The organism is Rhizobium sp. RU35A (assembly GCF_900156005.1).
Taxonomy (GTDB): Bacteria; Pseudomonadota; Alphaproteobacteria; order Rhizobiales; family Rhizobiaceae; genus Neorhizobium; species Neorhizobium straminoryzae.
Genome location: NZ_FTMR01000006.1, coordinates 267,990 through 293,140, shown reverse-complemented (window position 1 = coordinate 293,140; position 25,151 = coordinate 267,990). Strand labels below are relative to the sequence as shown.

The window sequence follows — 25,151 nt, the reverse complement described above, 5'->3', positions numbered from 1 at the left end:
CCATTGCGGGCCGCATCCGGTGTCATCCTCCATTCGTCTTCTTGCGCTTAAGGCTTTTTGCCGAACCTGATCGGGCCTTGCCCGTCGCCCTTTCGCCAAGACAGTGCCACTCATTCTTAGAAGCCGCCACGATGTCATTTCACCAGACGCCCTCTCAGACCCCGCGTGAAACGGAAGGCAAGCAGATCGACCACAACGAGGCGATCCGCGCAGTCTATCTGAATGCCGAGGAGTTGCGCAGTTGCGGCGAGGCCCTTGCCCGCGACGGCGCCCAGACGCTTCCCGGCCTGATGCCCTTCGATTTCCGCGAGCGGCACAAGGAAAACGAGAAGGAAATCCTTCGCGTCTACCGCACCACCGCCAAGGATGTGGAGGCCGGCGCCACCATCACGCCCGCGGCGGAATGGCTGCTCGACAACCACTACATCGTGGAAGAAGCGATCCAGGAAGTCCGTCGCGATTTCCCGAAGAAGTTCTATCGCCAGTTGCCGACCATCCGTATCGGTGGCATGGAGATGCCCCGCGTGCTGGCGCTCGCCTGGCTCTATGTTGCCCATACCCACAGCACGCTGAACCGCGACAATTTGACGGCGATGACGGAAGGGTTCCAGGTTCACCAGTCGCTGGAAATCGGCGAACTCTGGGCGCTGCCGTCCTTCCTGCGCTTCGTGCTGATCGAAAACCTGCGGCGCATTTCGATTCGCGTGGAAAAATCCCGCCGCATGCGCCAGCAGGCCAATGACGCAGCCGACGAGATCATCAAGCTGAACGACGAGGCGGCGTCCGCCGAGATCCTGAAGAAGATCGAGGCGCTGACGGAAGACAATACCTTCTCGACGCAGTTCCTCTATCGCCTCCGCAATGCCTCGCAGTCGCCCGCCTTTGCGATCGCCTGGCTGGAAGCGCGCCTTGAGGCGGCCGGCACCGACACCGAAGAAGTGATGATGGCGGAGCAGAACCGCCTCTCCTCCGGCAATCTCACGATGGGCAACATCATCAAGAGCCTGCGCGAGATCGATGATACCGAATGGAGCGTCTGGTTCGAGGAAGTCTGCCTTGTCGACCAGGTGCTGCGCGAGCAGAGCGACTACAACGAACTCGATTTCGGATCGCGCAACTCCTACCGCAACCGCATCGAGAAGATCGCCCGCTATTGCGGCAAGACGGAAATCGAGGTGGCGCGTGCGGCCATCGCGCTTGCTTCGGAGGCGGCATCAGCCCCCGAGCCCGATCCGCACAAGGCCAATGTCGGCGCCTTCCTGACCGGCATGTATCGCGCCGAGCTGGAAAAGCGTGTCGGTTATACGCCGAACATTGCCCAGCGCCTGCTGCGCACCGCCCAGAAGATGAACTGGTTTGCGGTGGCAATCCCGGTTCTGTTCTTCACCTTCCTGGCGCTGGCCATCGTTGGCGGCTTCCTCGCCCATGCCGGCATGAGCACGCCGGTCATCCTGCTGTTCCTGCTGATGTTCTCGCTGCCTGCCTCGGAAGGTGCGACCGGCCTCTTCAACACGCTCGTCACCTATGTGGTGAAGCCCGCGCGCCTGGTCGGCTACGAGTTCAAGGAAGGCATTCCGGCAGACGCCCGCACCCTGGTGGTGGTGCCCTGCCTGATCACCAACCGCGACACCGTCGATGAACTGGTGCGCAATCTGGAAGTCCATTATCTCGCCAACCCGCATGGCGAGATCTATTTCGCGCTGCTGAGCGACTGGCGTGACAGCTCGGTCGAGCAGACGGATGCCGATCTCGAAGTGCTCGAATATGCCCGTCGCGAGGTGGCGCTGCTGAGCGCCCGCTATGCGTTCGACGGCAAGACGCGCTTTTACCTCCTGCATCGCCGCCGCCTCTTCAACCCGTCCGAAGGTGTCTGGATGGGCTGGGAGCGCAAGCGCGGCAAGCTGCACGAATTGAACCTTTTGCTGCGCGGCGACAAGGACACGACCTACATGCCGGGCGCCAACACGGTGCCGGACAACGTGCAGTATGTCATGACGCTGGACGCCGACACGCGCCTGATGCGCGATGCGGTGACGAAGCTGGTCGGCAAGATGCACCACCCGATCAACCGCCCGGTGCACGACCCGAATTCCGGCCGTGTGATCCATGGTTACGGGCTGTTGCAGCCGCGCGTCACGCCGTCGCTCACCACCGGCAAGGATGCCTCGGTGTTCCAGCGCGTGTATTCGATCAGCCGCGGCATTGACCCTTACGTCTTCACCGTTTCCGACGTGTATCAGGACCTGACCGGCGAAGGCTCCTTCACCGGCAAGGGCCTCTACCATGTCGACGCCTTCGAGACGGCGCTGCGCGGCCGCATCGAGGAAAACGCGATCCTCAGCCACGACCTGCTCGAAGGCTCGTTCGCACGCTGCGCGCTCGTGACCGATGTCGAGCTGGTGGAAGACTTCCCCACCCGCTACGAGGTGGAAGTCTCGCGCCAGCATCGCTGGGCGCGTGGCGACTGGCAGCTCTTGCCCTACATCCTCGATCCGATGCGCGGCGTCACCGCGCTCGGCCGCTGGAAGATGGTCGACAACCTGCGTCGTTCGCTGACCCCGATCGCCTGGTTCCTGTCTTCCGTGCTCGGCTGGTACTTCATGGACCCGCTCGGTGCGCTGATCTGGCAGATCCTGCTGATCTTCTCGCTGTTCGTGGCGCCGACCCTGTCGCTGATCACCGGCCTCCTGCCGCGCTCCACCGACATCGTGCCGCGCGCGCATTTCTATTCGGTCTGGTCGGATATCCGCTCGGCCAATGCCCAGGTGGCACTGCGTATTGTCTTCATCGCCGACTCCGCCTTCATGATGATCGATGCGATCGTGCGCTCGCTTTACCGCCTGTTCGTCAGCCGCAAGCTGATGCTGGAATGGCGCACCGCCGCCAGCATCCAGTCGTCTGCGCAGGGCAGCCCGCAGGATTATTACCGCTCCATGTGGCATGCGCCGGTCGCGGCCGTGTTCGGCCTGATGCTCGCCGCGCTGCCGGATGACAATGCCTTCCTCGTCGGCCTGCCCTTCGTGTTGCTCTGGGTGCTCTCGCCGCTGGTTGCCTGGTATGTCAGCCAGTCCGCCGAGACGGAAGACACGCTCTTTGTTCCGGAGGCCGTGTCCGTCGAGCTGCGCAAGATCTCGCGCCGCACCTGGCGTTACTACGAGGCGTTCGTTACCGAGGACCAGAACTTCCTGCCGCCCGACAACTTCCAGGAGAAGCCGGAGCCGATCGTCGCCAAGCGGACCTCCCCGACCAATATCGGTGTCTACCTGCTGTCGACCGTCTCGGCCCGGCATTTCGGCTGGATCAGCTTCCAGGAAACGCTGGACCGGCTGGAGAACACGATCGCGACCGTCGAGAAGATGGACAAGTATCGCGGCCACCTGTTCAACTGGTACCACACCGATACGCTCCAGACGCTCGGCCCCCGCTATGTCTCGACTGTCGACAGCGGCAACCTCGCCGGCCATCTGATCGCCGTATCCTCCGCCTGCCGCGAATGGGCGGAAGCGCCCTCGGCGCATCTGCAGGCGAGCCTCGACGGTATCGGCGATGTCGCCGGCATCCTCTCCGAGACGCTGAAAGACCTGCCGGATGACCGCAAGACGGTTCGCCCGCTGCGTCGTCGTCTGGAAGAGCGCATCGTCGGCTTCGGCAATGCGCTGGCTGCCGTCAAGCGCGAGCACGAATTCGCCTCGATCCGCATCATCAACCTTGCGGTTCTGGCGCGCGACATCCTGAAGCTGTCGACCAATCTCGACCATGAGGTCAGCTCCGCGCAGAGCACGGAAGTGACGCGCTGGTCGGAAATGCTGGTGGCAGCCTGCGAGGCGCATATCGCTGACAGCACATTCGACATGACCAACATCGAGCCGCTGCGCCAGCGCCTGATCCAGCTGCGCGACCGGGCCCGCAATCTGGCCTTTTCGATGGACTTCACCTTCCTTTACCGGAAGGATCGCCGCCTGCTGTCGATCGGCTACCGTGTCGAAAGCAACGACCTCGACGAGGCCTGCTACGACCTTCTGGCCTCTGAATGCCGCCTGACCAGTCTGTTTGCCATCGCCAAGGGTGACCTGCCGACGGAACACTGGTATCGCCTCGGCCGTCAGGTCGTGCCGATCGGTGCGCGTGGCGCGCTGATCTCCTGGTCCGGCTCGATGTTCGAATATCTGATGCCGCCGCTCGTCATGCAGGAGCGTCAGGGCGGTATTCTGAACCAGACGAACAATCTGATCGTCGAGGAGCAGATGAACCATGGTCGCCGTCTGAACATCCCCTGGGGGATTTCGGAGGCCGCCTTCAATGCCCGCGACCACAACTATAACTATCAGTACACGAACTTCGGCGTGCCGACGCTTGGCCTGAAGCGCGGTCTTGGCCAGAATGCCGTCATCGCGCCCTATGCCTCGATCCTCGCCAGCCAGTACAAGCCGCTGGAAGCGCTGGAAAACCTGCAGAAGCTGCGGGCCGTCGGGGCGCTCGGCAAGTACGGCTTCCATGATGCAGTCGATTTCACCCCGACCCGTGTTCCGGAAGGCAAGCGCTGCGCCGTCGTGTTCAACTACTATGCCCACCATCATGGCATGTCGATTGCGGCCATCGCCAACGTCGTCAACAACGGCAAGCTGCGCGAACTCTTCCATGCCGATCCGGTGGTGGAAGCGGCCGAACTGCTGCTGCAGGAAAAGGCGCCGCGCGAAGTGCCGGTGATGGGCTCCAAGTACGAGCCGGAAACCCCCGGCAAGGGCCAGGCCGACCTGCTTCGGCCGGAAATCCGCACCATCCAGGATCCGGCCGGCCGCGACCGCGAAATGGTCTTCCTCTCGAACGGCCATTACTCGACCATGCTGACGGCAACCGGCACCGGCTATTCCCGCTGGAACGGGCTTGCGGTCACCCGCTGGAAGCCCGATCCGGTCGAGGATCGGTGGGGCAACTTCCTCTTCCTGCGCGATACCGCGACCGGCCAGTGGTGGTCGACGACCGCCGAGCCGCGCCGCATCGAGGGCGAGAAGGTCAAGACCGTCTTCAGCGACGAGAAGGCCGAGTTCCACAAGACGGTCGGCACGCTCGTGTCTACGGTCGAATGCATCGTCGCCACCGAGCATGATGCCGAAGGCCGCCGCCTGACGCTGCTCAACACGGGCACCGAGGACCGCTTCATCGAAGTCACCTCCTATCTGGAGCCGGTGATTGCCAACGAGGATGACGACAATGCGCATCCGGTCTTCTCGCGGATGTTCGTCCGCACCGAGATCGGCCGCCGTGGCGACGTGATCCGCGCCTGGCGCAACAAGCGCAACCCGAACGAACCGGCCATGCAGATCGCGCATCTGGCGGCCGACAATGCGGGCGCTTCGCGTCCGACCGAGTTCGAGACCGACCGTCGCCGCTTCCTCGGCCGTGGCCGCACGCTCGCCGAAGCCGCCGCCTTCGATGCGGATGCAACGCTCTCTGGCACCGATGGCTTCACGCTCGATCCGATCCTGTCGCTGCGCCGCGTCGTGCGCGTTCCGGCGGGCAAGAAGGTCAGCGTGATCTTCTGGACCATTGCGGCGCCGAGCCGCGAGGAACTGGACGTGGCGATCGAACGCTATCGCCACCCGGACTCGTTTGCGACCGAACTCACCCAGGCCTGGACCCGCGTGCAGGTGCAGATGCGCCATATCGGCGTCAACTCGCAGCAGGCCGCCGCCTTCCAGCATCTCGGCCGCTACCTTGTCTATCCGGACATGCATCTGCGCGCCGATGCCCAGACGGTGGAATCCGGTCTTGCTTCGCAGCGCCAGCTCTGGGGTCTGTCGATCTCCGGCGACCTGCCGATCTTCACGCTGCGCGTCAATGACGAAATGGACATGGAAGTCGTCAAAGAAGCCCTGTCGGCGCAGGAATATCTGCGCTCGCGCGGCGTGATGATCGATCTGGCCATCGTCAACGAAAAGCCTGCCTCCTATGCGCAGGACATGCAGCACGCGATCGACCAGATCAGTGAAAGCATCCGCCGCCTCGGCCAGACCGAAGGCCGCCAGCAGGTATTTGCGCTGCGCCGCGACCTGATGGACGACACAACCTGGGCTGCCCTGATTGCCGCCTCGCGCGTCGTCCTGCATGCCCGCAACGGCAAGATCGAGGATCAGGTGGCACGCGCCGTCGCCCTCTTCTCCGCGCCGCGCGGCGTCGAGACCGAGATGGACCGTCGCGCGTTGCTGTCGGCAGCGGATTTCGGCCGGCCGGTCGAAGCGGATGCGGGCGACCTGCAGTTCTGGAACGGCTATGGCGGCTTCGCCGACGACGGCAAGGAATATGTCGTCCGGCTGGCCGGTGGCGGCGCCACGCCGCATCCGTGGATCAACGTCATCTCCAACGAGATCTTCGGCTTCCACATTTCGGCGGAAGGCGCAGGCTTCACCTGGAGCCAGAACTCGCGCGATTACCAGCTGACGCCTTGGGCGAACGATCCGGTCGTCAACCGTCCGGGCGAGGCCTTCTACGTGACGGATCTCGAGACGGGCGTGGTCGCCACTCCGTTTGCCGCGCTGTCGCGTCGTCCCTCGGTGCGTTTTGAAACGCGCCATGGCCTCGGCTACTCGACCTTCGTGTCCGAGGATGAGGGTGTGACGCTGACGCTGACCCAGACTGTGGATCGGATTCGTCCGGTCAAGTTCTCCCGCCTGGTCGTGAAGAACACCGGCACGGAAAAGAAGCGCCTGCGCGTCTACGGCTATGCGGAATGGATCCTCGGCAACAACCCGCAGCGCACCCAGCCCTTCATCCTGAGCGCTCGGGACGAGGCGACGGGCACGCTGTTTGCCACCAACCCCTACAGCATCGACTACCGCCGCACGGCCTTCTTCGGCCTGGATGGCGAGGCCTCCGGCTTCACCACCAGCCGCCGCGATTTCATCGGTCGTTTCGGCACGATCGCTGCACCGACCGCGGTAACGGGTCGCTCGGCGCTCAACGGTTCGCTGGAGCCGGATGGCGCGCCCTGCGCGGCTCTTGCCCAGGACATCGAGATCGCCGCCGGCGAGGAGAAGGTGGTCACCTTCTTCATGGGTGACTGCGCCAGCCGCGAGGAGGCCGCAGCGCTTGCCGCCGAGGTGAAGGCCCAGTCCTTCCACGGCGTGCTGAAGGCCACCAACGGCTTCTGGCAGGAATTTACCGGCCGCCTGAAGATCTCGACGCCCGACAAGGCGATGGATCTGATGGTCAACACCTGGCTGCCCTATCAGGCGCTCGGCTGCCGGATCCTGTCGCGCACGGCCTTCTACCAGTCATCCGGTGCCTATGGTTTCCGCGACCAGTTGCAGGATACGCTGGCCTTCCTGATGCACGAGCCGGATCTTGCCCGCCGTCAGATCGTCAATGCCGCCAGCCGCCAGTTCAAGGAAGGCGACGTGCAGCATTGGTGGCTGCCGGGCACCGGCGCGGGTGTCCGCACCTCGATCTCCGACGACGTGGTGTGGCTTGCCTATGCGACGCATCAGTACATCCAGGCGACCGGCGATGCCGCAATCCTCGAGGAAACGACGCCCTTCCTGCAGGGTGCGGTGCTGACCGCCGGCCAGCATGATGCCTTCTTCAAGCCTGACGTGACCGACGAGCAGGCCTCGCTCTACGAGCATGCCGCCCGTGCGCTCGACCTCGCCATCAAGCGCACCGGGTCCAACGGCCTGCCGCTGATCCTCGGCGGCGACTGGAACGACGGCATGAACCGTGTCGGCGTTGGCGGTCGCGGCACCAGCGTCTGGCTGGGCTGGTTCCTGGCGGCAGCACTGCGCCGCTTCCTGCCCTATGCCGAAGAGCGGGCCGATCAGGCACGCGTCGAACGGTGGACCGCGCATCTGGCTTCGCTGAAGCATGCGCTGGAAACGGCCGGCTGGGACGGCACCTATTATCGTCGCGGTTACTTTGACGATGGTGGCCCGCTTGGTGCCAATGGCAATCTGGAATGCGCGATCGACTCGCTCGGCCAGTCGTGGAGCGTGCTCTCCGGCGAAGGTGACCCGGCTCGCCAGCAGCAGGCGATGAATGCGGTCATGGAGAAGCTGGTCGATGAACAGGATGGCCTGATTCGCCTCTTCACGCCGGCCTTTGCCACCACCCCGAAGGACCCCGGCTATATCAAGGCCTATCCTCCGGGCGTGCGCGAAAACGGCGGCCAGTATACGCATGCGGCCATCTGGGTCGTGCTGGCGCTGGCAGCCCTGAAGCGCGGGGACGATGCCTGGAAGGCCTTCAAGCTATTGAACCCGGTCAACCATGCGCTCGATCGCGCGGCTGCAGACCATTACCGCGTCGAACCCTATGTCGTGGCCGCGGACGTCTACGGCGTCGGGGACCTCACTGGCCGCGGTGGATGGACCTGGTATACCGGTTCTGCCGGCTGGCTCTACCGTGCTGCCGTCGAAAGCATTCTTGGCATCCGCCGTGAAGGTGACCGTCTCTTCATCCGTCCGGTCCTGCCGACGGAGTGGAGCGGCTTCTCGGCCGAACTGACGCTGGACGACAAGACCTATGCGATTGCCGTCGAGATGGCGGATGGCGAGGCGCGTGTCACCGTCAACGGTGCGACCGTGGCGGCCGAGGACGGCTTCCGCCTCGGCTGACCGGTGGAGCGATCCATCAAACGGAAAGGCCCCGGATCCATCGATCCGGGGCCTTTTTCGTGGAGGGTTTCCTGCGAGGAAGGCGTTGCCGTCAGGGGGCCGCGGTTTCGAAGAAGCGCCAGATCGCGTCGGTGGCGTTTACCGCATAGGAGATCTTGCCGAGCTGCTTCTGGTAGCGCAGCAGCGCGGTGGAGGAGGGCCAGGTGTGCCCGCCATCGCTGATCACGGTGGAGACGATACGGGCCTTGCCGGCGCAGTTCTCATACCGGACGGTGCGCACCGTCCCGTTTTCAGTAACGGTCGGTTCCCCCTTGCAGCCGTCGAGTTCCGTCCAGCGCTGCAGCGCGGCTTGCGCGCCATACTGCCAGTAGGGCAGGCCGCCGCCGTCGAAGGGGTTGATCTTGTCCTGCCGCCCCGCGAAGGCGATGAGCGACAGCGGGCGAGCCGGCTTGCACGTCTCGCTGTCCGGCGCCCATGTGCCCGCCGTCTCCTTCGGATAGCCGGCGCGAAGCCCGACCACGAAGCCCGCCGCGGCAAAGTCCGTGGTTCCGTTGCAGATATATTGCGAAAGCACGCGTCCGCCGCCGGAATAGCCCGTGCCGAAAATTTTCGTATCGTCGACGCAGAACGTTTCCTCTACCGCCCTGATCGCATCGTGGATGAAGGCCATGTCGTCCGGCCCGCCGGGGGCGGTCACACCGGGCACGTTCCAGGAAAAGGTGTCCGGCTTCTGTCCCGGCATCAGGCCCTGCGGCGCCACCGCGATGAAGCCCTGGGCTTCAGCGACGCGCTCCCATTCGCTGCGGTCCAGCTGCTCGTTGGCGCTGCTGGTGCTGCCGTGGAAATCGAAGACCACCGGAACCTTGCGGCTGCCGTCATAGCCGGACGGGATGAAATAGGCGATCTGCCTGACCTTGTCGCCTGAACGGATCTCCATCATGGCGCGGCCCGGATCCCGCGGCGTGCCGCAGCCGGCGGCCGAGGCCGTTCCGGCAATGCCCAAAAGACTCGTCATGGCGACAAGGCCCGACGCCGCGGTTTTTCTCATGGTGTGATGCATGTGCTCCTCCCAGCGTCGCCTCCGGCCGCTCCTCAAGAGCGGCAGGCCAGCTCCATAAACTAACCGACTATACGGTAGGTATAGTCGGTCATTGATAGAGCCGAGCGTGCGCAGGGTAAAGGGCTGGCTGCGTGTGCCGGTGTCCAGCAGGACCGCCGGGAACGGTCAGGCCTTCTGGCCGACGGGTGCAAGCGTCAGTACGGGGCGGGTGTCATCGGTCAGGATGCCGCTCGTCTTGAGCAGCGAGGCAAAGCGGCCACCGAGTGCGGACAGTTCGTCATAGGTGCCCTTTTCGATGACGCGGCCATGATCGAGGAACAGCACCACGTCCGCGTCGCGGATGGTCGACAGACGATGGGCGATGATGAAGGTCGTGCGGTCCTTGCGCAGACGGTCGATCGCTTCCTTGACCCGGGCCTCCGTCTCCACGTCCAGCGCGCTGGTCGCCTCGTCCAGCACCAGGATCGGGGCGTTCTTCAGGATGGCGCGTGCGATGGCGATGCGCTGTCGCTCGCCTCCGGACAGGCGGTTGCCACGTTCGCCGACTTCGGTTTCGAAGCCGGCCAGACGGCTTTCGATGAATTCGGTCGCGGCTGCCGCCTCGGCGGCGGCGACAACCTCCCGCTCGCTGGCATCCTCACGGCCGAGCCGGATGTTTTCGGTGATCGAGCGGTTCAGAAGGCCGGCATCCTGGAAGACGGTGGCGATGGAATGGCGTAGCGACTTGCGGGTGACGGTCGCGATATCGGTGCCGTCGATCAGGATCTGGCCCTGCTGCGGATCGTAGACGCGCTGAAGGAGGTTGACGAGCGTGGTCTTGCCGGCGCCGGTCGGTCCGACGATCGCCACCGTCTGTCCCGCGCGCGCGGTAAAGGATACATCCCGCACCCCTTGCGTGGTATTGGCGAAATCGAAGGAGACGTTGCGGAACTCCACTTCGCCGCGGACATGGGCAAGCTCGGCAGCGCCGACCGGTTCCTCCCGCTCCTTGACGGAATCTTCCAGACGGAAAAAGTCCTCAAGCTTGGAGCGAGCCTCGAAGATCTGGGTGGCAAACTGGCGCAGCAGGTCGAGACGGCCAATCAGCAGGTTGGCAAAGCCGATGAAGGCAATGACGTCGCCGACCTTGATCTCGCCATTGCGCACCAGCACCACGCCGATGATCAGGATGATCAGCATGGACACGGTGGAGGCGATGCGGTTCAGCGCACTGGCGATCGCCCACCAGTCCAGTACCGGGTACTGGGCGGCGAGCAGTCGCTCTGTGAAGCCCTTCAGGGCCCGCGTTTCGGCCTCGATGCGGTTGTAACTGTGCAGCACGGTCACATTGCTGATGGAATCGCTGACATGCGAGAAGACCGTGTGGTAGTGCCCCTCGACCGAGGCCTGGCCTTCCTTGGTGCGGTTCATCACCGTGCGGCCGATGATCCAGTAGAGCACGCCGAGCACGATCAGCACCGAACTCAGGCGCCAGTCCATGGCGAGCGCCGTCGGCAGCATCAGGCCGAGCGCCACGATGGTGGAGAGATGCGTGCGCATGAACTCCAGCCAAAGGCCAAACAGGGTTTCGCTGGCGCGCAGCAGCGTGTGCAGCGCATTCGAGGTGCCGCGCTGGTGATGCCAGGCGAGCGGCATGGAAATGATGCGCCCGAAGGCTTCGGTCAACAGTGTGGCACGGCGGCCATGCGCCAGGCGGTCCGCCTCGCGCGCCACCAGCACATAGGCGAGCGTGTTGAAGACACCGAAACCGCCCCATAGCAGCAGGATCGGCGTCACGTCGCCGCCGCCCGAAATCGCATCGATGATGCGGCCGAACAGGATCGGTTCCGCAATGGTGATGACTGCCAAGACGATGTTTGCGACGACCACGAGCGACACGCGAATCCGGCTGGATCCGAGATATTTCAGAGCGCGGGCATAGACTTGGAACAGACTCAACGGTGTGACCTCGGTGTGACGTCGATATGTATAATGGCCCCGCACCGGTAGCACGTCGCACCTGTATGCAATGTGAACGGGGTCCCGCCCAGCCTGTGGAGCAATATTGCGCAAAAACGGGATCATGCAAGAACAGGCTTGCAATCTGTGCGAGAATGGCGCCCACTGTGGGCGATGTCGAACTTTTCTCGGTCACGGACACGGCAGATAAAGGTTTGATTATACACGTGAAAATAATAAAGTTCTAACATTAGGGGCCGCGATTTATGCGGCAGGGGGTCTGAGTGAAAATTCACTCAATTCTGCAGCTCTTGATATTAATCAACGAAACGAAGACGCCGGCAGAACTGACGCGGGAACTGGAAGCGCTTCTTTCCATCTATGATTTTGACTTCTACGGTATCTGGCTGAACCAGAAGCCGAATTCCGATCAGGCCAATCTCATGCTCGCCGGTCACTGGCCGGAAGGCTGGCGCAAGACCTATGCGACCAAGAAATACGGGTTGATCGATCCGATGCGGCGCATGCTGATGGTGGCGCAGAGGCCGTTCCGCTGGCGCGATGCGGTCGAGACCTTCCGCGAGGACCCCTATCATAAGCGGACCGCAAGAATGCTGCAGGATGCGGCGCGCTACCGCATTCTCGATGGCTACACATTCCCGATCCACGGCCGGACCGGCTTGCTCGGTCAGGTTGCCATCGGTGGCCGGCCGGTTGATCTTTCTCCGGCTGAACTGTCCCTTTTTGATACCGCAGCGCGACGACTGTTCTGGCGCCTGCTGGAACTGCAGGGCGCCGCAGTCGAACTGGAGCGTAGCGCCGGCCATGATACGGAGCTCACCAAACGGCAGATGGAGGTTCTTTCGTTGCTGGCCGATGGCATGACGTCCAACGAGATCGCCCGCGAGCTGCAGATCTCCAGTCATACCGTCGACTGGTACATCAACGTCATCCAGGAGAAGTTCAACGCCAAGAATCGCCAGCATGTGATTGCCATGGCATTTCGTCTCGGACTGGTCAGCTGACGCGAAGCTGACACAAATTTGGTCTCTCACACCGGCTGGAAATTGAACTTCGCCAAAAAGCCGGTAATGATCTTCTTCGCGGGTGCAGCATGCCCGCGAAAGCGAGTGGGAGATCGTCTTGAAGATATCGAAAATTCTTGTCGCCAACCGGTCCGAAATTGCCATCCGCGTGTTTCGCGCGGCTAATGAGCTCGGCATAAAAACGGTTGCGATCTGGGCAGAGGAAGACAAGCTTTCGCTGCACCGGTTCAAGGCGGACGAGAGTTATCAGGTTGGCCGCGGTCCGCATCTGGCCCGCGATCTCGGTCCCATCGAAAGCTATCTCTCCATTGCCGAAGTGATTCGCGTCGCCAAGCAGTCCGGCGCCGACGCCATTCATCCGGGCTATGGTCTTCTGTCTGAAAGCCCGGAATTCGTCGAGGCCTGCAACGATGCAGGCATCATCTTCATCGGCCCGACGGCCGAGACCATGCGCCAGCTGGGCAACAAGGTGGCGGCGCGCAATCTGGCGATTTCCGTCGGCGTTCCGGTCGTGCCGGCGACGGAGCCGCTGCCTGACGACATGGATGTGGTCCGCAAGATGGCCGCCGAGATCGGCTATCCCGTCATGCTCAAGGCCTCCTGGGGGGGCGGTGGTCGCGGCATGCGCGTCATCCGCTCGGAAGCGGACCTTGCCAAGGAGGTGACCGAGGCCAAGCGAGAGGCGATGGCCGCCTTCGGCAAGGACGAGGTGTATCTGGAAAAGCTCGTCGAGCGCGCCCGCCACGTGGAAAGCCAGATTCTTGGCGATACGCACGGCCATGTCGTGCATCTCTTCGAGCGTGACTGCTCCATCCAGCGCCGCAACCAGAAGGTCGTCGAGCGCGCACCGGCGCCGTATCTTTCGGAGGCGCAGCGACAGGAGCTGGCCGGTTACTCGCTGAAGATCGCGGCCGCCACGAACTATATCGGCGCTGGCACAGTCGAATATCTGATGGATGCCGATACCGGGAAATTCTACTTCATCGAGGTCAATCCGCGCATCCAGGTCGAGCATACGGTCACCGAAGTCGTCACCGGCATCGATATCGTCAAGGCGCAGATCCACATTCTCGAAGGCGAGGCGATCGGCACGCCGGAATCGGGCGTGCCGGCCCAGGAGAACATCCGTCTCAACGGCCATGCGCTGCAGTGCCGTATCACGACGGAGGATCCGGAGCAGAACTTCATTCCGGATTACGGGCGTATCACCGCCTACCGCTCCGCAGCCGGCTTCGGCATCCGTCTTGATGGCGGCACGGCCTATACCGGCGCGATCATCACCCGCTACTACGATCCGCTGCTGGTCAAGGTCACGGCCTCGGGCGGAACCCCGCAGGAAGCGATCAGCCGCATGGACCGGGCGCTGCGCGAATTCCGCATCCGCGGCGTCGCAACAAACCTCACCTTCCTCGAAGCGATCATCGGCCATCCGAGCTTTCGCGACAATTCCTATACCACCCGCTTCATCGACACGACGCCGGAACTGTTCCAGCAGGTGAAGCGCCAGGACCGCGCCACCAAGCTGCTCACCTACCTCGCCGACGTGACCGTCAACGGCCATCCGGAAACCAAGGGCCGGCCCAAGCCGTCGGAGAAGGCGCCGAAGCCCGTCGTGCCCTATATCGAGGGGGAGGTTCAGCCCGGCACCCGGCAGAAGCTCGAGGAACTGGGCCCGAAGGGCTTTGCCGCCTGGATGCGTGCCCAGCCGCAGGTGCTGCTGACCGATACGACGATGCGCGACGGCCATCAGTCGCTGCTCGCCACCCGCATGCGAACCCATGACATTGCCCGTATCGCGCCGGTCTATGCCCGCGCACTGCCGAACCTCTTCTCGCTGGAATGCTGGGGCGGGGCGACCTTCGACGTCTCCATGCGCTTCCTGACGGAAGATCCGTGGGAACGCCTGGCGCTGATCCGCGAAGGGGCGCCGAACTTCCTGCTGCAGATGCTGCTGCGCGGCGCGAACGGCGTCGGCTACACCAACTATCCGGACAATGTGGTGAAATACTTCGTCCGGCAGGCCGCCAAGGGCGGCATCGATCTGTTCCGCGTGTTTGACTGCCTGAACTGGGTCGAAAACATGCGCGTTTCGATGGACGCCATTCAGGACGAGAACAAGCTCTGCGAGGCGACGATCTGCTATACCGGCGATCTGCTGAACAGCGCGCGGCCCAAGTACGATCTCAAATATTACACAGCGCTGGCCGCCGAGCTGGAACAGGCCGGCGCCCATATCATCGCGGTGAAGGACATGGCGGGCCTCCTGAAGCCGGCCGCCGCCCGCGTGCTGTTCAAGGCGCTGCGCGAGGCGACCGACCTGCCGATCCATTTCCACACACATGACACCTCGGGCATCGCCGCCGCGACCGTTCTCGCCGCCGTCGAAGCGGGCGTCGATGCGGTGGATGCGGCCATGGACGCCTTCTCCGGCAATACCTCGCAGCCCTGCCTCGGTTCGATCGTCGAGGCGCTGTCCGGCACCGAGCGTGATCCCGGCCTTGATCCCGCCTGGATCCGCCGCATTTCCTTCTACTGGGAAGCGGTGCGCCACCAGTATGCAGCCTTCGAGAGCGACCTCAAGGGGCCGGCCTCGGAAGTCTATCTGCATGAAATGCCGGGCGGCCAGTTCACCAACCTCAAGGAACAGGCCCGTTCGCTGGGGCTCGAGACGCGCTGGCACGAGGTCGCCCAGACCTATGCCGACGTCAACCAGATGTTCGGCGATATCGTGAAGGTGACGCCTTCTTCCAAGGTCGTCGGCGACATGGCGCTGATGATGGTGGCGCAGGATCTCACCGTTGCCGATGTCGAGAACCCCGACAGGGATATCGCCTTCCCGGATTCCGTCGTCTCCATGCTGAAGGGCGATCTCGGCCAGCCTCCGGGCGGTTGGCCGGAAGCGCTGCAGAAGAAGGCGCTGAAGGGTGACACGCCCTATACCGCTCGTCCCGGTTCGCTGCTGAAGGAGGCCGATCTGGCGGCCGAGCGCAAGGCGATCGAGGATAAGCTCGGCCGTCCCGTCGATGACTTCGAATTCGCCTCGTATCTCATGTATCCGAAGGTCTTCACCGATTTTGCGCTGGCCGCCGATACCTATGGCCCGGTCTCGGTTCTGCCGACGCCCGCCTATTTCTACGGCATGGCGGATGGCGAGGAACTGTTCGCCGACATCGAGAAGGGCAAGACGCTGGTCATCGTCAACCAGGCGGCCAGTGCGCCTGATGCACAGGGTCTCGTCACCGTCTTCTTCGAACTGAACGGTCAGCCGCGCCGCATCAAGGTGCCGGATCGCAGCCGGGCTGCCACCAGCATCGCCCGCCGCAAGGCCGAAGCCGGTAATGCCGCCCATCTCGGTGCGCCCATGCCGGGCGTCATTTCCCGGGTCTTCGTCGCTCCCGGCCAGAAGGTGAAGGCTGGCGACGTGCTGCTCTCCATCGAGGCGATGAAGATGGAAACGGCGCTGCATGCCGAAAAGGATGGCGATGTGGCGGAAGTGCTGGTGAAGGCCGGCGACCAGATCGACGCCAAGGATCTGCTGATCACCTACACCGCCTGATCCGCTTCAGGACGTATCGCAGGATGCAATCGCATCCTGCGACAGACTTGCGCCCACCAGCCTTCTCCCTGCTCGACGGGGAGAGGGACTGTAGACCGTTGCCGCGCTGCACATCATGTGCCGCCGCCCCATAGCGCCTCGGATGTCCTCTGCCGGGTTTCGCCGTTGCGGCCCGCCCATTGCACTCCTTTTTTCGTCACGGGCCGTTCTGCTCACGAAACGTGAAGGGCTGCCGGCTTTTGTGGCTTGAATGCCCGTTTGTGCACGTTTATCCGTATTGCTGCGTGAAGTTGCGGAGAACGTGATGACGGATCTGATGGTGCAGGAAAGGCAGGTGGAAATCCTGCGCCGTCTGAGGCAGGACGGACGGGTGGTTGCCGCTACGCTGGCCAGCCTGTTCGGCGTGTCGGAAGACACCATCCGGCGCGATCTGCGCGACATGGCAACGGCCGGTCTCTGCGAGCGGGTCTATGGGGGTGCGCTTGCCATTGGTCCCGGCCGCACGACGCTGAAACACCGTATCGGGGTTGCCGCGGAGCGCAAGAAGGCGTTGGCCGTGGCGGCGGTGTCGCTGATTCCGGCGCAATGCCTCGTCTATTTCGACGCGGGCAGCACCAATCTTGCCATTGCCGAAGCCTTGCCGGAGGATCTGGCGGTCGCTGCCGCCACCAATTCGCCGGCCATTGCGCTTGCCCTGCAGGAAAAGTCGCTCGTGGAGGTGATCCTGATCGGCGGCAGTCTCGACCGGGTGGCCGGCGGTTCTGTCGGCGCCCGCGCCATTGAAGCTATGGCGCAGATCCGCCCGGATCTCTGCTTCATCGGCACCTGCGGGATCGATCCGGATGGTGCATTGTCTGCCTTCGGTCTGGAGGATGCTGCCTTCAAGCAGTTCGTGGCCGCCCGCAGCCGCAAGGTCGCTGTCGCCGCCACGCGCGAAAAATTCGAGGTCTCGGCCCCCTATGCGGTGGCTGCGGCCGACCAATATCACTGCCTGCTGACCGAACCGGATGTCGATCCGGTGCGGCTGCGGCCTGTTCGGGATGCCGGCTGCGAAATCATCTTGGCCGGGATGTGAGGGGCTTGGACACCCCGGGGAGAGAGAGCATTGCAATGACCGATAATCCAGCCGTGACCGGCACGCTTGCCCGCGCGCCCATCATCACCCGCGCGCGCGCAGCCGTGGCGCTGATGTTCCTGATGAACGGTTTCCTGATCGGCGCCTGGGCGCCCAAGATTCCCGAATTCGCCAGCCGCCTCTCGCTCAGCGAAGCGGCCCTTGGCCTGATGATCCTCGTCTTCGGCGTGGGCTCCATCGTGATGATGCCGATCGCTGGCATCCAGATCGCCCGGCTTGGTTCTGCCTGGGTGACGCGTATTACGGCAATTCTGGTGCTGCCGACGCTCATACTCCTCAGCCTTGTCGGCAGCATCTGGGCCGGTGCCATCGCCATCTTTCTGTTCGGTGGCCTGATTGGTGCCATGGATGTCTCGATGAACGCCAATGCGGTCGCCACCGAAAAGCAGATGCGCCGCTCCATCATGTCTTCCTGCCATGCCTTCTGGAGCCTCGGTGGCCTGCTGGGGTCGGCGACCGGCGGCGTGCTGATGGCCTGGCTTGGTGTCGTCGGACACAGTCTGCTCGTGACCTTCCTCGCCGCCGCCATGGTGGCCCTTGCCTGGCCGATGATGCTGCTGGACCAGCCGCATCCCGAAGAGGTCAAGGACAAGGTGCGTCTGCCGATGACCCCTCTGCCCTGGCTGATCGGTCTCGTGGCGCTATTCAGCATGATTCCGGAAGGAGCGATCCTCGATTGGGGCGCGCTCTATTTCCGCAACGAGCTGGGCGCCTCCGTGCAGCTCTCCGGCCTTGCCTTCGGCGCCTTCTCGCTCACCATGGCGACCATGCGCTTTGCCGGCGATCTGGTGCGAGACCGGTTCGGTGCGGTCAACACGCTGCGCTTCTGCACGGTGGCCTCGATCCTCGGCCTGCTGACGGCCGGCTTCGCCACCGGCCCGGCCATGGCCATTCTCGGCTTTGCGATTGCCGGTATCGGCATTTCCAACATGGTGCCGATCGCCTTTTCGGCGGCCGGCAACCTGCCGGGCATGGCGCAGGGCATCGGTCTCTCGGTCGTCACCACGATGGGCTATTCAGGCATCCTGGTGGCGCCGTCCGCCATCGGCTTCATTGCCGAGCATACGGGACTTGCCATGATCTTCATTGGCCTCCCGGCGTTGCATCTGGTGGTGCTGGCGCTGTCCGGTCTTGCCCGTCATGCCGATCGGGCCGCAGGTGGTGGTCATTAGGGAGCAACAGCTGCGAATGTGATCCGATGCGGGTGTTGACAAGCCCCCGCGCTTGATCCACCTGAAAGGCACTTTTGCTCCAAGTGTGAGATCGAAGATGGCTGCCGATTACGAACCCAAACCGCGTCGTGCCTCCGTTGCCGTCGATGTGGGCGGCGTTATCGTCGGCGGCGGTGCGCCGGTCGTCGTCCAGTCGATGACCAATACCGATACGGCCGATGTCGATGCGACCGTCGCCCAGGTGGCGGCGCTTTACCGGGCCGGCTCGGAAATCGTCCGCATCACGGTCGACCGCGACGAAAGTGCGGCCGCCGTGCCAAAAATCCGCGAACGGCTGCTCCGGCTTGGCATGGATGTGCCGCTGATCGGCGACTTCCACTATATCGGTCACAAGCTGCTGGCCGATCATCCGGCCTGTGCGGAAGCTCTGGCGAAATACCGCATCAATCCCGGCAATGTCGGCTTCAAGGACAAGAAGGACAAGCAGTTTGCCGAGATCATCGAAATGGCGATCCGCTACGACAAGCCGGTACGCATCGGCGTCAACTGGGGCTCGCTCGACCAGGATCTTCTGACGCGCCTGATGGACGAGAACCAGCAGGCCGGCTCGCCGCTCTCGGCACGCCAGGTCATGCATGAGGCGATCTGTCAGTCGGCGCTCCTGTCGGCTGAACTCGCCGAAGAGATCGGCCTGCCGCGCAATCGCATCATTCTCTCGGCCAAGGTCAGCCAGGTGCAGGATCTGATCGCGGTCTATTCTATGCTGTCCGAGCGTTCGAACCACGCTCTCCATCTCGGCCTCACGGAGGCTGGCATGGGCTCCAAGGGCATCGTCGCCTCCTCGGCGGCCATGGGCTATGTGCTGCAGCAGGGGATCGGCGATACGATCCGCGTCTCGCTGACGCCGGAGCCGAATGGCGACCGCACCCGCGAGGTGCAGGTGGCGCAGGAACTGCTGCAGGTCATGGGCTTTCGCCAGTTCGTGCCGGTCGTCGCGGCCTGCCCCGGCTGCGGCCGCACCACCTCCACCGTCTTCCAGGAACTTGCCCAGCGCATCCAGGAGGACATCCGCAAGAACATGCCGGTCTGGCGCGAGAAATATCCGGGTGTGGAAGCGCTGAACGTGGCCGTCATGGGCTGCATCGTCAACGGACCGGGCGAAAGCAAGCATGCCGATATCGGCATTTCGCTGCCGGGCACCGGCGAGACGCCCGCCGCGCCCGTCTTTATCGACGGCAGGAAGGCACTCACCCTGCGCGGGCCGAACATTGCCGCGGATTTCGAGGCGCTGGTGATCGATTACATCGAAAAGCGGTTCGGCCAGAAGACGGCTGCGGAATAAGGGCAACATGCGCGTTTCGACAGTGGCTGGACGTCCTCGTTATTGCCGTAATTCGTGGTGATGGAAGTCAGACCGATATGACGGGGACGAAGATTCGATGCTGAAGAAAATTGTGCTTGTCGCGATGTGCGCGACCTATCTTTCCGCCTGCACCACGACCGACCCCTATACGGGTCAGCAGAAGACCTCCAACCTTGCGGGCGGTGCCGCCATCGGTGCCGGTCTCGGCGCGCTGGCGGGTCTTGCCGTCGGCGGTTCGGCGCATGGCCGCCGTGATGCCGCGCTGATCGGCGCCGGCATCGGCGCGCTCGCCGGCGGCGCCATCGGCAATTACATGGACCAGCAGGAATCCGAGCTGCGCGCCCAGCTGCAGGGTACCGGCGTATCCGTTACCCGCGTCGGCGACCGCATCGTTCTCAACATGCCCTCCAACATCACCTTCCCGACGGATCAGGATCAGGTGCTGCCTGGCTTCTATGCAACGCTGAACTCGGTTGCCATCGTGCTGAACAAGTTCAACCGCACCTATATCGACGTGAACGGCCACACCGATTCGACCGGTAGCGTGGCGCATAACCAGGGCCTCTCCGAGCGTCGCGCGGCTTCCGTCGCCAACTATCTCGGTTCGCGCGGCGTCGACCAGCGCCGCATGTCGACGATGGGCTTTGGCGCCTCGCAGCCGGTGGCCTCCAACGCCACGCCGGACGGCCGCGCCCAGAACCGCCGCGTCGAAGTGCAGATTGCGCCGATCACCAACAACGGTTGATCGATCGCTTCCATTGGCCAACAAAAGGCGTCGCGCAAGCGGCGCCTTTTTGCATGGATCAAAACGCGCTGGAAATCATCTTGACGCCGGCGGTGCCGAAGACGAGCGCCATCAGCGCATCGAGCGGGCGGCGGGCACTCTGGTATAGTTTTCCAGCCCGCGCCGTCGAGAACAGCAGCGCATGGCCGAGAAACACGATCAGCCCGGTGAAAAGGCAGCCGGCCACCACCAGCGCCACGGAACCGGCCGAGGCGCCAGGCGGCAGGCCGACGGAAATTGTCGCCAGCCAGCCGAAAATGGATTTCGGGTTCGTGAGGTGGATGCCGTAGCCGGTCAGGAAGAGTTTCGACAGCCGCGTATCCTTGCCGTTCTGTCGCAGTTCCGTCGTCGACGTTTGCCGCAGCGCGCCACGGCAGGCCTTGACGCCGAGATAGAGCAGATAGAGGCCGCCGAGCACCTTCAGGACCTGCAATACCTCGCCATATCGGGTCAGGATGGCGGAGAGGCCGAGGGCCGCTGCCATGGCCCAGGTGAAGGATCCGGCGAAGATGCCGAGCGCGATCACGATAGCCGGCTTTCGCCCCTGATTGATGGCGGTGCCGATGATGGCGATGTTCGCGGGGCCGGGGCTTGTCACCGCGACCAGATAGATGAGATAGGCGGCGGTGATCTGCGGCAGGTGTGCGAGAAGGTCAGACATGGCTTAATTCCGGTTCGGCGTGCGCAAGCCTAGCGGAAAGCCTCATGACGTCACGCGACAAGATGTGATCGGACGCATCAGCAACCGTGATCCGGCGCCCCGTCAGCGCGTGCGGTTGGCCACGAAGCGGGCCGTTTCGATCAGAATGGCAGCCTTGTCGCCATAGGGCGCCAGCAGCAGAATTGCTTCGCCGACCAGTTGGTCGAGCCGCTGTTCGGCCCAGTCGAGCCCGTGGCGGCCGACCAGCGTGGCCTTGCCGCGACCGGCATCCTTCCCCGTCGCCTTGCCCATGGTGGCCGCATCGGCGGTGATGTCGAGCACGTCGTCGGCAAGCTGGAAGGCAAGGCCGATGATTTCGCCGAAGCGCCTGAGGCGCTGGCGATCGGCGGTATCCGCGCCGGCAATGATCGCGCCCGCCTCGCAGGCAAAGCGCAGCAGCGCGCCCGTTTTCATCGCCTGCAGCATCACGATGCCGGCCTCGTCCGGCGCCTGTGTCTCGGCGGCGAGATCGAGAGCCTGGCCGCCGGCCATGCCGCCGAGGCCGGCCGCGCGCGACAAGGCCAGCACCAGTTGCACCTTGCGATCGTCAGAGAGCACCGTTTCCGGCGCGGTGATGATGTCGAAGGCATAGGTCAGCAGGCTGTCGCCGGCGAGGATGGCAGTCGCTTCCGTGAAGGCCTTGTGCACGGTCGGCTGGCCACGGCGCAGGTCGTCGTCGTCCATGGCCGGCAGGTCGTCATGCACCAGCGAATAGCTGTGCAGGCATTCGAGCGCTGCCCCGACGCGTGCTGCGGCAGCCATCGGACCATCGAAGAGGGCCGTTGACTGGGAAACCAGGAAAGGGCGCAACCGCTTGCCGCCGTTCAGCGTTCCATGCCGCATGGCGGCCAGGAGTTCGGCAGGCCGCGTGATCTCGTCCGTCAGTGAGGGCTCTGCGAGCAGTGCGGACAGCAGCGCCTCCGTCTCGTGGGCGGCCTGGCGCAGAAGGGTTTCGAAGGCGGTGGCGTCGATGGTCGTCATGCCGGGTTCATTGGCACGCATCCGTCTGGCTGGCAACGACGTTTTGCGCAAAACACGGCTGCTTTCGCCTGTGTCGGCTGGCCTTTGCCGGCATCAGCCGCTATGTAGCGGACGCAGAGGCAAAAACGAGCGGGACCCTTGGATCTCACACCCGAACGGCAGTCCGAACTGGAGGAGCCCTTGTCGAGGCCGACGTCGAGATCGGGGTCACGCTTCCCCTATGGCCGGGCGCTTCCCCGATGGGCAAGACGAACCCTGGCTGCCGTGGTCGGCCTGCTGCTGCTGCCCTATGCGCTGGTGCTTCTTTATGCGGTCCCCTTCACCCATCCCGTCTCCACCCTGATGCTGGCCGATCTTGCGCTCTTCAGGGGCTATGATCGCCGCTGGGTTGGCTTCGATGATATCGCGCCCATCCTCGTGCAGTCGGTGATGATGTCGGAGGATGGCCGTTTCTGCGCCCATGACGGCGTCGACTGGCCGCAGATGCGCGGCGTCATGCAGAACGCACTGGACGGGGAGGCCACCCGCGGCGCCAGCACCATTCCCATGCAGACGGCCAAGAACCTGTTTCTGTGGAACGGTCGGTCCTTTGTGCGCAAGGCGCTGGAACTGCCGCTTGCGCTCTGGGCGGATCTCGTCTGGTCCAAGCGGCGGATGATGGAAACCTATCTCAACGTGGCGGAATGGGGCCCCGGGATCTATGGCATCGAGGCGGCAGCCCGGCATCACTTCGGCGTCTCGGCCGCCCAGCTCAGCCGCCGGCAGGCCGCGCTGCTGGCGGTCGCGCTGCCCAATCCGATCACACGGGTCGCCAGTCGACCCGGCCGCGGGATGCAGCGCCTTGCGAGTATCGTCGAACGACGGGCCAGAGCGTCTGGCGAATACATCAGATGCCTTTATGAGTGACAGCAGCATTTGTCGCTGGTCGCAGACCCTGGCCCGCCGCTAGGATTGGCAGGAACATTGCTTCAGGGAAGGCCGCCATGGACAGACTGGTTCTCCATATCGCCAACAAGAATTACTCGTCCTGGTCGTTCCGGCCATGGATTGCCATGAAGGCCGCCGGCATCGATTTCGACGAGGTACTGATCCCTTTTGATGACGATGCCAGCAACCCGCTGTTTCGCGAGATTTCGCCGACCGGCAAGGTGCCGGCGCTGCATCACGGCACCGTGCGGGTTTGGGAATCGCTGGCCATCATCGAATATGTCGCCGAACTCTTCCCCGAGGCCGTTCTGTGGCCGCAGGTGCGGGCAGATCGTGCCGTGGCGCGCGCGATCTCCATGGAAATGCTCTCGGGCTTTCGCGCGCTGCGCAATGCCTGCCCCATGAACATGCGTCGCCCGAAGGGTGCCATCGCAGTGTCCGATGCGGTGAGGGCGGATGTCGCCCGCATCGCCGAGATCTGGAGCGCCTGCACGGCGGCGTCCGGCGGCCCCTTCCTGTTCGGCACCTTTACCGCCGCCGACGCGATGTTCGCGCCCGTCGTCAATCGCCTTGATGTTTATGATTTCGCGGTTGACACGCCCGTTGCGACCTATATGCAGGCACTACAGGCGCATCCCGCCTGGATCGAATGGCGGGAGGCGGCGTTGAGGGAGACGTGGATCGTTCCGGCAGACGAGGCCTGATTCGCGCGGCCCTTAAAAATTCCGTGCGGGGACTGGTCAAATCCCTGTGGGGCATGTATAAGCGCCCCCAATTTCCGAGATCGAGGCAGGTCCTGTACGGTCGAACCCGGCCGCGGATTTCGCTTTGCACGCCTATTTGGAGTAACGAGAATGGCAGTACCGAAGAGAAAAGTGAGCCCGTCCAAGCGCGGTATGCGCCGCTCGGCTGACGCCCTGAAGACCCCGACCTATGTCGAGGACAAGAACTCCGGCGAACTGCGCCGTCCGCATCACATCGACCTGAAGACGGGCATGTATCGCGGTCGCCAGGTTCTGACGCCGAAGGAAAGCGCATAATCCCATCCGGGAGATTGCATGAGGAAGGCCGGCATTGACCGGCCTTTTTTGTTGCCTGCGATTTGCCGTCCCGGCCACCTTGGGGGTCTCGACATCGCATGCAAGAGGGCCGCACCTGGCGGCCCCGCATATCTTCTCCGGCGCTTGCATCAGGATGTCCGGAACGACATTCCGCAAGGGCGGCAAGCCTCGTGCGGGCGATCAGGATCCCAGGCTGTCCAGTCGGGTCTGCAGCGCGCGCAGTTGCTCCTTCAGTTCATCGAGATCCTTGGCATCCGGTGCCTTCTTGGCCTCGCTGGCAGGTTGCGCCGGCGCGCTGAAGGGCGAAAACATCTGCATGGCCTGGCGGAACATGTCCGTGTTCCGGCGCACCTGTTCCTCCATCATCTGGATCGGAACCTGCAGGTTCTTGGTCAGCGGCGTATCACCAAAGGCGCGCGTCATGTGCTCGCGCATCTGTGTCTGCTGGTCGGCAAAGGTCTTCATCGAATGTTCGAGGAAGGTTGGCACCACCATCTGCATCTGGTCGCCGTAATAGGAGATCAGCTGGCGCAGGAAGGAGATCGGCAGAAGCGTGTTGCCGGTCTTGGACTCCTGCTCGAAGATGATTTGCGTCAGGACGGAATGGGTGATGTCCTCGCCGCTCTTGGCGTCCTGCACCACGAAATCCTCGCCCTTCTTCACCATCGTCGCCAGGTCTTCCAGTGTCACATAGGTGCTGGTGCCCGTATTGTAGAGGCGGCGGTTGGCATATTTCTTTATGACCACTTCGCCATCCGTTTTCGCCATGATTGCCTCCTGATCCCGTCAATATGGTTAGGTGATGTTTCACTCCCTCTGCAA

The 25,151-nt window shown here is 63.5% G+C and carries 15 protein-coding genes; 10 read left to right on the top strand and 5 right to left on the bottom strand.

Annotated features, from left to right (window positions below; all coding sequences use genetic code 11):
• Positions 1-131 precede the first annotated feature (131 nt).
• Positions 132-8,606, top strand: a complete 8,475-nt coding sequence (locus tag F3H95_RS15610) for a glucoamylase family protein (protein WP_149746663.1) — start codon at positions 132-134, stop codon at positions 8,604-8,606.
• Positions 8,607-8,697: 91 nt separating this feature from the next.
• On the opposite strand, the gene F3H95_RS15605 is transcribed toward F3H95_RS15610, so the two are convergent.
• Together F3H95_RS15605 and F3H95_RS15600 are read right to left on the bottom strand one after the other, a co-directional pair.
• The gene (locus F3H95_RS15605) at positions 8,698-9,621 is read right to left on the bottom strand and encodes a polyhydroxybutyrate depolymerase (RefSeq protein ID WP_149746662.1); all 924 of its coding nucleotides are present in this window, start codon (positions 9,619-9,621) and stop codon (positions 8,698-8,700) included.
• Between the two features lie 210 nt (positions 9,622-9,831).
• Entirely contained in the window at positions 9,832-11,604 is a 1,773-nt protein-coding gene (locus F3H95_RS15600; protein ID WP_143126298.1) for a glucan ABC transporter ATP-binding protein/ permease, read from the bottom strand.
• Positions 11,605-11,888: 284 nt separating this feature from the next.
• Here F3H95_RS15600 and F3H95_RS15595 point away from each other — a divergent pair, with 284 nt between their 5' ends.
• The 6 genes from F3H95_RS15595 to F3H95_RS15570 all read left to right on the top strand — a co-directional run bounded on the left by F3H95_RS15595 (position 11,889) and on the right by F3H95_RS15570 (position 20,621).
• Entirely contained in the window at positions 11,889-12,629 is a 741-nt protein-coding gene (locus F3H95_RS15595; protein ID WP_143126297.1) for a LuxR family transcriptional regulator, read from the top strand.
• Between the two features lie 118 nt (positions 12,630-12,747).
• A complete protein-coding gene (pyc, locus tag F3H95_RS15590) occupies positions 12,748-16,206 on the top strand; it encodes a pyruvate carboxylase (RefSeq protein ID WP_149746661.1) in 3,459 nt (1,152 codons plus the stop codon).
• 304 nt (positions 16,207-16,510) lie between these two features.
• Positions 16,511-17,281, top strand: a complete 771-nt coding sequence (locus F3H95_RS15585) for a DeoR/GlpR family DNA-binding transcription regulator (protein ID WP_149746660.1) — start codon at positions 16,511-16,513, stop codon at positions 17,279-17,281.
• A gap of 113 nt (positions 17,282-17,394) precedes the next feature.
• Positions 17,395-18,513: an MFS transporter gene (locus tag F3H95_RS15580; RefSeq protein ID WP_244618037.1), complete on the top strand. Its 1,119-nt coding sequence runs from the start codon at positions 17,395-17,397 to the stop codon at positions 18,511-18,513.
• Positions 18,514-18,610: 97 nt separating this feature from the next.
• Positions 18,611-19,855, top strand: coding sequence for a flavodoxin-dependent (E)-4-hydroxy-3-methylbut-2-enyl-diphosphate synthase (gene ispG, locus F3H95_RS15575; RefSeq protein WP_143126293.1), 1,245 nt, complete (start codon positions 18,611-18,613; stop codon positions 19,853-19,855).
• A gap of 97 nt (positions 19,856-19,952) precedes the next feature.
• Positions 19,953-20,621 (top strand): OmpA family protein, encoded by a 669-nt coding sequence (locus F3H95_RS15570; protein WP_143126292.1) that lies wholly within the window; start codon positions 19,953-19,955, stop codon positions 20,619-20,621.
• Between the two features lie 58 nt (positions 20,622-20,679).
• Here the strand turns inward: F3H95_RS15570 and F3H95_RS15565 are convergent, their stop codons facing one another.
• Both F3H95_RS15565 and F3H95_RS15560 read right to left on the bottom strand, forming a co-directional pair.
• Positions 20,680-21,321, bottom strand: a complete 642-nt coding sequence (locus F3H95_RS15565; protein WP_149746658.1) for a LysE family translocator — start codon at positions 21,319-21,321, stop codon at positions 20,680-20,682.
• Between the two features lie 102 nt (positions 21,322-21,423).
• On the bottom strand, positions 21,424-22,332 hold the full coding sequence (locus F3H95_RS15560; RefSeq protein ID WP_188134402.1) for a polyprenyl synthetase family protein: 909 nt from the start codon (positions 22,330-22,332) through the stop codon (positions 21,424-21,426).
• 147 nt (positions 22,333-22,479) lie between these two features.
• On the opposite strand from F3H95_RS15560, the gene mtgA reads away from it, so the two are divergent.
• The 3 genes from mtgA (at position 22,480) to rpmF (ending at position 24,308) form a co-directional block, all read left to right on the top strand.
• Complete coding sequence (gene mtgA, locus F3H95_RS15555) at positions 22,480-23,247, top strand: monofunctional biosynthetic peptidoglycan transglycosylase (RefSeq protein WP_188134394.1); 768 nt, start codon at positions 22,480-22,482, stop codon at positions 23,245-23,247.
• A 77-nt stretch (positions 23,248-23,324) separates the two neighbouring features.
• Entirely contained in the window at positions 23,325-23,972 is a 648-nt protein-coding gene (locus F3H95_RS15550) for a glutathione S-transferase family protein (protein ID WP_149746656.1), read from the top strand.
• A 150-nt stretch (positions 23,973-24,122) separates the two neighbouring features.
• Entirely contained in the window at positions 24,123-24,308 is a 186-nt protein-coding gene (gene rpmF / locus F3H95_RS15545; RefSeq protein WP_092999643.1) for a 50S ribosomal protein L32, read from the top strand.
• A gap of 201 nt (positions 24,309-24,509) precedes the next feature.
• On the opposite strand, the gene phaR is transcribed toward rpmF, so the two are convergent.
• Positions 24,510-25,097, bottom strand: coding sequence for a polyhydroxyalkanoate synthesis repressor PhaR (gene phaR, locus F3H95_RS15540; RefSeq protein WP_149746655.1), 588 nt, complete (start codon positions 25,095-25,097; stop codon positions 24,510-24,512).
• Positions 25,098-25,151: the final 54 nt, after the last annotated feature.